The organism is Halorubrum sp. SD626R (assembly GCF_001261915.1).
Classification (GTDB): Archaea; Halobacteriota; Halobacteria; order Halobacteriales; family Haloferacaceae; genus Halorubrum.
This window is the reverse complement of record NZ_CVRT01000082.1, coordinates 23637-31722: the sequence shown is the minus strand read 5'-3', so window position 1 is coordinate 31722 and position 8086 is coordinate 23637. Positions and strand designations below refer to the sequence as shown.

Sequence of the window (8086 nt, the reverse complement as noted above, 5' to 3'; positions counted from 1 at the left end):
ATCGGCGACGAGGAGGGGATCGCGGAGGAGCTGGCCGAGGGCCAGCGCGAGATCTCCATCGCCGAGTTCTTCGAGAAGAACAAGCACATGCTCGGGTTCGACTCGGGCGCCCGCGGGCTCGTCACCGCCGTCAAGGAGGCGGTCGACAACGCCCTCGACGCGACCGAGGAGGCCGGGTACCTCCCCGACATCTACATCGAGATCGAGGAGGTGGGCGACTACTACCGGGTCGTCATCGAGGACAACGGGCCCGGTATCACGAAAGAACAGCTCCCGAAGGTGTTCGGGAAGCTCCTGTACGGTAGTCGTTTTCACGCCAGGGAGCAGTCTCGCGGCCAGCAGGGAATCGGCATCTCAGCCGCTGTACTGTACTCTCAGCTGACCTCGGGCCAGCCCGCAAAAATAACGTCTCGGCCGAAGGGCCAGTCGCGGGCGCAGTACTTCGAGCTCATCATCGACACCGACACCAACGAGCCGGAGATCAAGGCGGACGAGGAGGCGACGTGGGACCGTCCCCACGGCACGCGGATCGAGCTGGAGATGGAGGCGAACATGCGCGCCCGCGGCCAGCTCCACGACTACGTGAAACACACCGCCGTCGTCAACCCCCACGCCCGCATCGAGCTGCGCGAGCCGGGGCTCGACGAGCCGATGAAGTTCGAGCGCGCGACCGACGAGCTGCCGGCGGAGACGAAGGAGATCCGCCCGCACCCGCACGGCGTCGAGCTCGGCGCGCTGATCAAGATGCTGGAGGCGACCGAGTCGTACTCCGTCTCCGGGTTCCTCCAAGAGGAGTTCACGCGGGTCGGCAAGAAGACCGCCGACAGCGTGATCGACAACTTCCGGGACGTGTACTACGGCCGCGAGCTCTCGTGGACGCCGCCGCGCGCGCACGCCGACCGCGACGTCGCGGCCGCGGTGAGCGAGGCGGTCGCCAACAAGGGGAAGGCTGCGACCGCCGACTTCGCCGAGGGCGTCGCGGAGACGGTCGCGGGCAACGACCGGATCTCCCGGTCCGAACTCGCGACGATCGTCGGAAACGTCGCAGACGGCGTCGAGGACGACACCGGCAAGACGTTCGGCGGGACCGTCCGGGAGAACGCGGTCGACGCGGCGTGGCGGGCGATCACCGGAGTCGGCGAAGACGGCGACGTCGACGTCGAATCGGACGGCGACGGCGAGAGCGACGGGCGAGACGACCCCCTCGACGCCGACGTCTACGCGCTCGTCGACGAGGCGACCTCGACGCGGAAGGACGACGCCGCGGTGCAGGCGATGGCCGAGGCGCTCGTGTTCCGACTCCGGAACCTCGACGGCGACGCCTTCCGGATCACCCGCGACGGCTTGGAGCGGCTCGTCGCCGACGCGGCGAACTTCGTCGCCGAGCAGCACGACGCGACGTTCGGCGAGACCGCCCGCGAGAACGTCGTCGAGGCGTTCTGGTCGCGGGCGCGCACCGTGCCCGACGACCCGCCGAAAGTGCGGTCGATCGCCGGCGACCGCGACGCGTCGGCCGACCTGCTCGACGCGATGCGGACCACCGACATCCTCGCGCCGCCGACCGACTGCCTCGCGCCGATCACGGCCGAGCTGGTCGAGGCCGGGCTCCGCAAGGAGTACGACGCCGACTTCTACGCGGCGGCGACCCGCGACGCCGAGGTCCACGGCGGCGACCCGTTCATCGTCGAGGCCGGCATCGCCTACGGCGGGTCGATCCCGGCGGAGGGCTCCGTGGAGCTGCTCCGGTTCGCGAACCGCGTTCCCTTGGTGTACCAGCGCGGCGCCTGCGCGACGACGGACGTGATCAAGAACATCGGCTGGCGCAACTACGGGCTGGATCAACCCGGCGGCTCGGGCCTGCCGAACGGGCCGGCCGTCATTAGCATCCACGTCGCCTCCACGAACGTCCCGTTCACCAGCGAGTCGAAGGACGCGCTCGCGAACGTCCCCGCGATCGAAGACGAGATCGAGCTCGCGGTGCGGGAGGCCGCGCGGGAGCTGAAGTCGTACCTCAACAAGCGGCGCTCGATGCAGCAGCGCCGCGAGAAGCAGGACGTGCTCGGGCGGATCCTCCCGGAGATGGCCGACAAGGTCTCGGAGGTGACCGGCCGGTCGCGCCCCGACATCGACGGGGCCTTGGCGCGGATCATGAACAACGTCAGCGTCGAGCGCGAGGTGTCGGACGGGACGGTGACGCTGATCGTCGAGAATCACTCGGACGTGAACGAGCGGTTGGATATCACCGACATCGTCTCGACGGAGCCGACCGACCCCTCGGACGGGACGGTCGTCGACATGGACGGCGAGTGGTTCGTCCAGTGGAAGCCCGAGGTGCCCTCGGGCGACGAGCGGGAACTGACGTACGCGGTCGACGAGGGCGCCGAGTTCGAGGTCAGCGTCGGCGGCGTGGAGACGGAGAAACTCACGGTGAACGCCTAAATGACGACCGAAAGCGACGCACGAGACGAGCTGATCGACCTGGCCGCGGACTTCTACGACCAGTTCGCCGCGGGGTCGATCCCGGAGATGACGCTTCCCACGCGGACGAAGAGCAATATCGAGTACGACACGGAGAGCGGCGTCTGGACCTACGGCGACCGCACGTCGACGCGTAGCGCCAACTCGGTCCGGGGCGCGCGCAAGCTGCTGAAGGCGGCGTACACGATCGAGTTCCTCGCGAACCAGCTCGACGAGGACCGGTCGTCGACGCTGCGGGAGCTCTACTACCTCTCCGAGTCGTGGGACAACGACGAGGCGCAGTTCAAGTCACAGGACGAGTCGAACGACCTCGTCGAGGACTTGGAGATCGTCACGGGCGTCACCCGCGAGGACTTCCACATGCGCCCGGAGGAGTCGGGCGCGACGCTGATGGGGCCGCTGGAGATCCGCGAGCAGACCCGCCGCGGCGAGCGCGAGATCCACTGTCAGGAGGACGTCGGCGAGGGCGGCTATCAGATCCCGAACAATCCGGACATGATCGAGTTCCTCGACGACGACATCGACTTCGCCTTGGCGGTCGAGACCGGCGGGATGCGCGACCGGCTCGTCGAGAACGGGTTCGACGAGGCGTACGACTGCCTCGTCATCCACCTGAAGGGCCAGCCCGCCCGGGCGACTCGCCGGATCACGAAGCGCGTCCACGACGAGCTCGACGTTCCCATCGCCGTCTTCGCCGACGGCGACCCGTGGTCCTACCGGATCTACGGCTCCGTGGCGTACGGCTCGATCAAGTCCGCGCACCTCTCGAAGTACCTCGCGACGCCGGAGGCCCAGTTCGTCGGGATCCAGCCCGAGGACATCGTCGAGTACGACCTCCCGGCCGACCCGCTCTCGGACTCGGACGTGAACGCCCTCGAATCCGAGCTGGACGACCCGCGCTTCCAGACGGACTACTGGGAGGAACAGATCGAGCTCCAGCTCGACATCGGGAAGAAGTCCGAACAGCAGTCGCTCGCGAGCCGCGGGCTCGACTTCGTCACCGACACCTACCTCCCCGAGCGGCTCGGGGAGATGGGCGTTATCTGAGGCCCCGTTACTCGTCTTCGTCCGCGATTTCGTCGACCGCGCGACGCTCGCCGTCGGCCTCGTCGTTCGCGTACTTGTAAACGACGCCGTCCGCCTCGTCGGCGGTCGCGTTGTGTGAACCGTCACAGAGCGGCTTCGAGTCCGACAGGCCGCACCGACAGACGTAGATCTTGCCGTCGTCGCCCATATCGGACTCGTCGAGTATCGCCGGACCTCGCTCCTCATGAGTGACTTCGCGTGCCATACGCGTCAACCGGTGCCGAGCCGAATACGGCTTTTGCCGGCTCCGGACGTCGCGAGCGACGCCGCGGCCGCTGGCCTCCGTCCCCGCCGGAACCCCCTTGAGCGTGGGTCCCCTACACGGTGTATGAGCGAGACCGACGAGCGCGACGCGGTCGACCCCCGAGAACTGACCGACGAGGAGTGGCGCGAGCGGCTCTCCGAGGAGGAGTACCGCGTGCTCCGCGAGAGCGGTACGGAGGCGAAGTTCTCCGGCGAGTACGTCGACCACCACCCCGACGACGGGGAGTACCGCTGTCGGGCCTGCGGCACCGTCCTCTTCGACGCCGAGACGAAGTACGAGTCCGGCTGCGGCTGGCCCGCCTTCTACGCCGCCGAGGAGGAGAACGTGACGACGACGGTCGACACCAGCCACGGGATGCGCCGCACCGAGGTCCGGTGCGCGAACTGCGACTCCCACCTGGGGCACGTGTTCGACGACGGGCCCGAGCCGACCGGCAAGCGGTTCTGCATCAACTCGGTCGCGATGGAGTACGACGAGGAGTGAGCGCTCGCTACTCCGCCAGCCGCAGTCTGACGACGAAGACCGAGCCCTTCGGCTCGTTGTCCTCGATCCAGACGTCGCCGCCGTAGATCTCGACGAGCGAGCGGACCAGGTACAGCCCGATGCCGGCGCCCGGGCTGTCGAGTCCCTTCTCGCCCTTCCCGAATATCTCGTCGCGCTGGTCCTCGGGGATCCCCGGCCCGTTGTCGGCGACGCGCACCTCGACGGCGCCGTCGCCCTCGTCGACCCGCGCCGACACCGTCACCTTCGGCGGCGTCTCGTCGTTGTGCTGGACCGCGTTCCGCAGGAGGTTCCGGAACACCGAGCTCAGCATCTCGTCCGCGACGACCGGCTCCTCGGGGAACGACCCCTCGACGGTGAAGACGGCCTCCGAGTACCCCGACCGGACCTCCTCGATCTGCTGGGAGAGGACCCGATTAAGCGAGACGCGACTCGGCTCGGCGTCGTCCCGGAGCATCACCTCCGCGAGGTCGCGAACCGTCGTGGTGAGCGAGACCGCGCTCTGTGTGTTCCGCTTGATGACGTCGAGGTACTCCTTCCCCTCCTCGTCGACGTGGTCGTCGAGCAGTTCGGCGTACGCGCCGACGAGCTGGAGGTCGTTGCGGATGTCGTGGCGCATCACCTGATTCAGCAGCCGGAGGTCGTCACGCTGTCGCTTGAGCCGCTCTTCCGGGTCGACGTCGGCCTCGCTCATGACGGCGCGTACGCCCGCCCGCGGTTTTTAGATGCCGGTCGCCGGCGGCGCGCGGACCGACGGCTCAGTACTCCAGTTCCTCGCGCACTTCGTAGTGTCGCGCGCGGTCGTCGTACCGCTCGAGAACGTCGCGAGCCGCGGGGGGAACGTGCGCGTCGCGGTACTCCTCGCCCGCGAACTCCGTCACCGACTCTACGGAGTCGAACCGGAGGATGGTGACGAACTCGACCTCCTCGCCGTCGGAGCGACGGAGCACCCGGGCGCCGCGGTAGCCGTCGATCCCCTCGTCGGCGAACGACGGGAGGATCTCCTCCCGGAGGAGTCGCTCGTACTCGTCGGCGTCCGCCGGCGTCGTCCACCCGTGCCAGATCCTGTCGATCATCGCGTTCGCGTCTGACGGTCGATCGGCGGCCGACCACGCAACCGTGGCGGCCGCGTCAGCGGTTCTCGACGAACGTCGCGATCCGGTCGGTCGCCTCCTTCAGCTCGCGCATGGAGGTCGCGTACGAAACCCGGAGGTGCCCCTCGCCGCCCGCGCCGAAGACGGACCCGGGGACGACCGCGACGCCCTGCGACTCCAGCAGCTCCTCGGCGAACGCCTCGTCGTCGCCGCCGCAGTCGGGGAACGCGTAGAACGCGCCGCCGGGCTCGAACGTGTCGAGGCCCATCTCGTTGAACCGCGAGACGACCAGCCGCCGCCGGCGGTTGTACTCGTCGACCATCTCCGCGACCTCGTCGTCGCAGCGGTCGAGCGCCTCGCAAGCCGCGTACTGCGGCGTCGTCGGCGCCGACAGCATCGTGTACTGGTGGATCCGGTTCATCGCGTCGATCGCCTCGGTCGGTCCGAGGGCGTAGCCGAGCCGGAGGCCGGTCATCGCGTACGCCTTCGAGAAGCCGTTGACGACGACCGTGCGCTCGCGCATCCCCGGCTGCGTGGCGATCGAGGCGTGGTCGACGCCGTAAGTGAGCGCGGCGTATATCTCGTCGGCGACCACCCGGAGGTCGTTCTCGCGGCAGAAGGCGGCGACCTCGGCGTACTCCTCGTCGCTCATCGTCGCGCCCGTCGGGTTGTTCGGGTAACAGCAGACGAGGAGGTCCGCGTCGGCCGCGCCGGACGCCTCCAGCGCCTCCCGCGTGAGCGCGAAGTCGTCCGCGGCCCGCGTGGGGACCGTGAGCCGCTCGCCGCCAGCGAGCTCGATCCCGGGGCCGTAGGAGATGTACGTCGGCTCGTGGACGGCGACCGTGTCGCCGGGGTCGACCAGCGCGCGGAACGCGAGGTCCACCGCCTCGCTCGCACCGGTGGTGACGAGCACCTCCTCGGCCGGGTCGTACGACTGGTCGTAGCGCTCGTGGTGGGCCGCCACCCGCTCGCGGAGCGCGGCCATCCCGCGGTTCGCCGTGTAGGAGGTCTTCCCGCGTTCGAGCGAGTCGATCGCGGCGGTACGGGCCGCCCACGGCGCGGAGAAGTCGGGTTCGCCGACGCCGAGCGAGATCACGTCGTCGCGCGCCTCCGCGAGCTCGAAGAACTCTCTGATCCCCGACTCGGGGAGGTCGCGCGCGCGGTCCGAGAGCCTCATGGCGAGACGGAGAGGCGGTCGTCGTCGTCGCCGTCCTCGAACCGCACCCCGCCGTCCTTGTACGTCTCCATGATGTAGTGAGTCACCGTCTGGGTGACCTCCGGCATGGGCGCGACCTGCTCGGAGATGAACCGCGAGACGTCCTGCATCGTCTCGCCGAGCACCTCGACGGCGAAGTCGTAGTCGCCGGAGACGAGGTGGAGGGCGTCGACGGCCGGGAACTTCGCTATCCGGTCGGCGACCTCCTCGTAGCCGGTCTCGCGGTCGAGCTCGACGTTGATCTCGACGACCGCCCGGATCTTCCCCTCGTCGACGCGGTCCCAGTCGACGACCGCCTGGTAGCCGTGGACCACGTTGTCCGCCTCCAGCGCGTCGATCGCGTCCGCTACCGCTGCCGCGTCGAGGCCCGTCTGGGCCGCGATGTCGTCGATGTCCTCGCGGGCGTTCCGCGCCAACACGTCGAGTACCTCGCGCTCGGCGTCCATACCGAACGATCGCACGGGGGCGGTTTATGAGTAGCGACGCGCGCAAGACGGGCGAAGGGGGGAGGCGTTACGGACGGGCGCGCACCCTTCCGCCATCCCCACCGCTTTCAGCGTGGCGCGCGACCGACCGACCATGGCTTCAGACGCGACCCGGAGCGACACGTTCGACATCGGGGGCGACCTGAGCGTCAACCGACTCGGCTTCGGTGCGATGCGGATCACGGGCGAGGACATCGTCGGGCGGCCGGCCGACGAGGAGGACGCGAAGGCCGTCATCCGGCGCGCGGTCAATCTCGGCGTCGACTTTATCGACACCGCCGACTCCTACGGGCCGGGCGTCTCGGAGCGGCTGATCGGCGAGGCGCTCGGCGACCCCGACGACGTGGTCGTCGCCTCGAAGGCCGGGCTGCTCCGCAACCGCGACGGCGACTGGCTCCCGCACGGCGACCCCGACTTCCTGAAGAATCAGGCGCTGTGTAGCCTCGACCGACTCGGGACCGAGACGATCGACCTCTACCAGTACCACCGCCCGGACCCGGACACCGACTTCGAGGCGTCGGTCCACGCGTTCGCGGAGATGAAAGACGCCGGCCAGATCGCTCACGTCGGCCTCTCGAACGTCACCGTCGAGCAGCTGGAGACCGCCGCAGATATCGTCGACATCGCGACCGTCCAGAACCGGTACAACGTCGGGAACCGCGACGACGAGGACGTGCTGCGGGCCTGCGAGCGCGACGACGTGGGCTTCATTCCGTGGGGACCGATGTACGCCGTCGAGGAGGAGGGGCCGGCCGCGGTGCTCGACGAGGTCGCCGAGCGCCGCGGCGCGACGCCACAGCAGGTCGCGCTCGCGTGGCTGCTGGAACACTCGGACGTGACGCTCCCCATTCCGGGCACGTCGAGCGTCGGGCACCTCGAATCGAACGTCGCCGCCGCAGAGCTGTCGCTGACGGACGCGGACGTGCGCGCGCTGGACGAGATCGACCCGCAGGCGTAGCGA

At 69.0% G+C, this 8086-nt stretch carries 9 protein-coding genes; 4 read left to right on the top strand and 5 right to left on the bottom strand.

Going from position 1 to position 8086, the window contains the following annotated elements:
- Together SD626R_RS09125 and SD626R_RS09120 are read left to right on the top strand one after the other, a co-directional pair.
- A partial coding sequence (locus tag SD626R_RS09125) for a DNA topoisomerase VI subunit B (RefSeq protein WP_092565894.1) occupies nucleotides 1–2439 on the top strand: 2439 nt, incomplete at its 5' end.
- The gene (locus tag SD626R_RS09120) at nucleotides 2440–3525 is read left to right on the top strand and encodes a DNA topoisomerase IV subunit A (protein WP_092565892.1); all 1086 of its coding nucleotides are present in this window, start codon (nucleotides 2440–2442) and stop codon (nucleotides 3523–3525) included.
- Between the two features lie 7 nt (nucleotides 3526–3532).
- On the opposite strand, the gene SD626R_RS09115 is transcribed toward SD626R_RS09120, so the two are convergent.
- A complete protein-coding gene (locus SD626R_RS09115; protein ID WP_092565890.1) occupies nucleotides 3533–3769 on the bottom strand; it encodes a CDGSH iron-sulfur domain-containing protein in 237 nt (78 codons plus the stop codon).
- A gap of 123 nt (nucleotides 3770–3892) precedes the next feature.
- Here SD626R_RS09115 and msrB point away from each other — a divergent pair, with 123 nt between their 5' ends.
- Nucleotides 3893–4312, top strand: coding sequence for a peptide-methionine (R)-S-oxide reductase MsrB (gene msrB / locus SD626R_RS09110; RefSeq protein WP_092565888.1), 420 nt, complete (start codon nucleotides 3893–3895; stop codon nucleotides 4310–4312).
- 7 nt (nucleotides 4313–4319) lie between these two features.
- On the opposite strand, the gene SD626R_RS09105 is transcribed toward msrB, so the two are convergent.
- From SD626R_RS09105 to SD626R_RS09090, 4 genes are all read right to left on the bottom strand, one after another.
- Entirely contained in the window at nucleotides 4320–5024 is a 705-nt protein-coding gene (locus SD626R_RS09105) for a sensor histidine kinase (protein ID WP_092565886.1), read from the bottom strand.
- A gap of 64 nt (nucleotides 5025–5088) precedes the next feature.
- On the bottom strand, nucleotides 5089–5406 hold the full coding sequence (locus SD626R_RS09100) for a putative antibiotic biosynthesis monooxygenase (RefSeq protein ID WP_092565884.1): 318 nt from the start codon (nucleotides 5404–5406) through the stop codon (nucleotides 5089–5091).
- A gap of 55 nt (nucleotides 5407–5461) precedes the next feature.
- Nucleotides 5462–6601 carry a pyridoxal phosphate-dependent aminotransferase gene (locus SD626R_RS09095; protein ID WP_092565882.1) on the bottom strand — a complete coding sequence of 380 codons (1140 nt, stop codon included), beginning with the start codon at nucleotides 6599–6601 and terminating at the stop codon, nucleotides 5462–5464.
- Complete coding sequence (locus tag SD626R_RS09090; protein ID WP_092565880.1) at nucleotides 6598–7086, bottom strand: Lrp/AsnC family transcriptional regulator; 489 nt, start codon at nucleotides 7084–7086, stop codon at nucleotides 6598–6600. Before SD626R_RS09090 ends, SD626R_RS09095 begins: the two co-directional genes overlap by 4 nt.
- A gap of 133 nt (nucleotides 7087–7219) precedes the next feature.
- On the opposite strand from SD626R_RS09090, the gene SD626R_RS09085 reads away from it, so the two are divergent.
- Nucleotides 7220–8083 (top strand): aldo/keto reductase, encoded by an 864-nt coding sequence (locus SD626R_RS09085; protein ID WP_092565878.1) that lies wholly within the window; start codon nucleotides 7220–7222, stop codon nucleotides 8081–8083.
- Nucleotides 8084–8086: the final 3 nt, after the last annotated feature.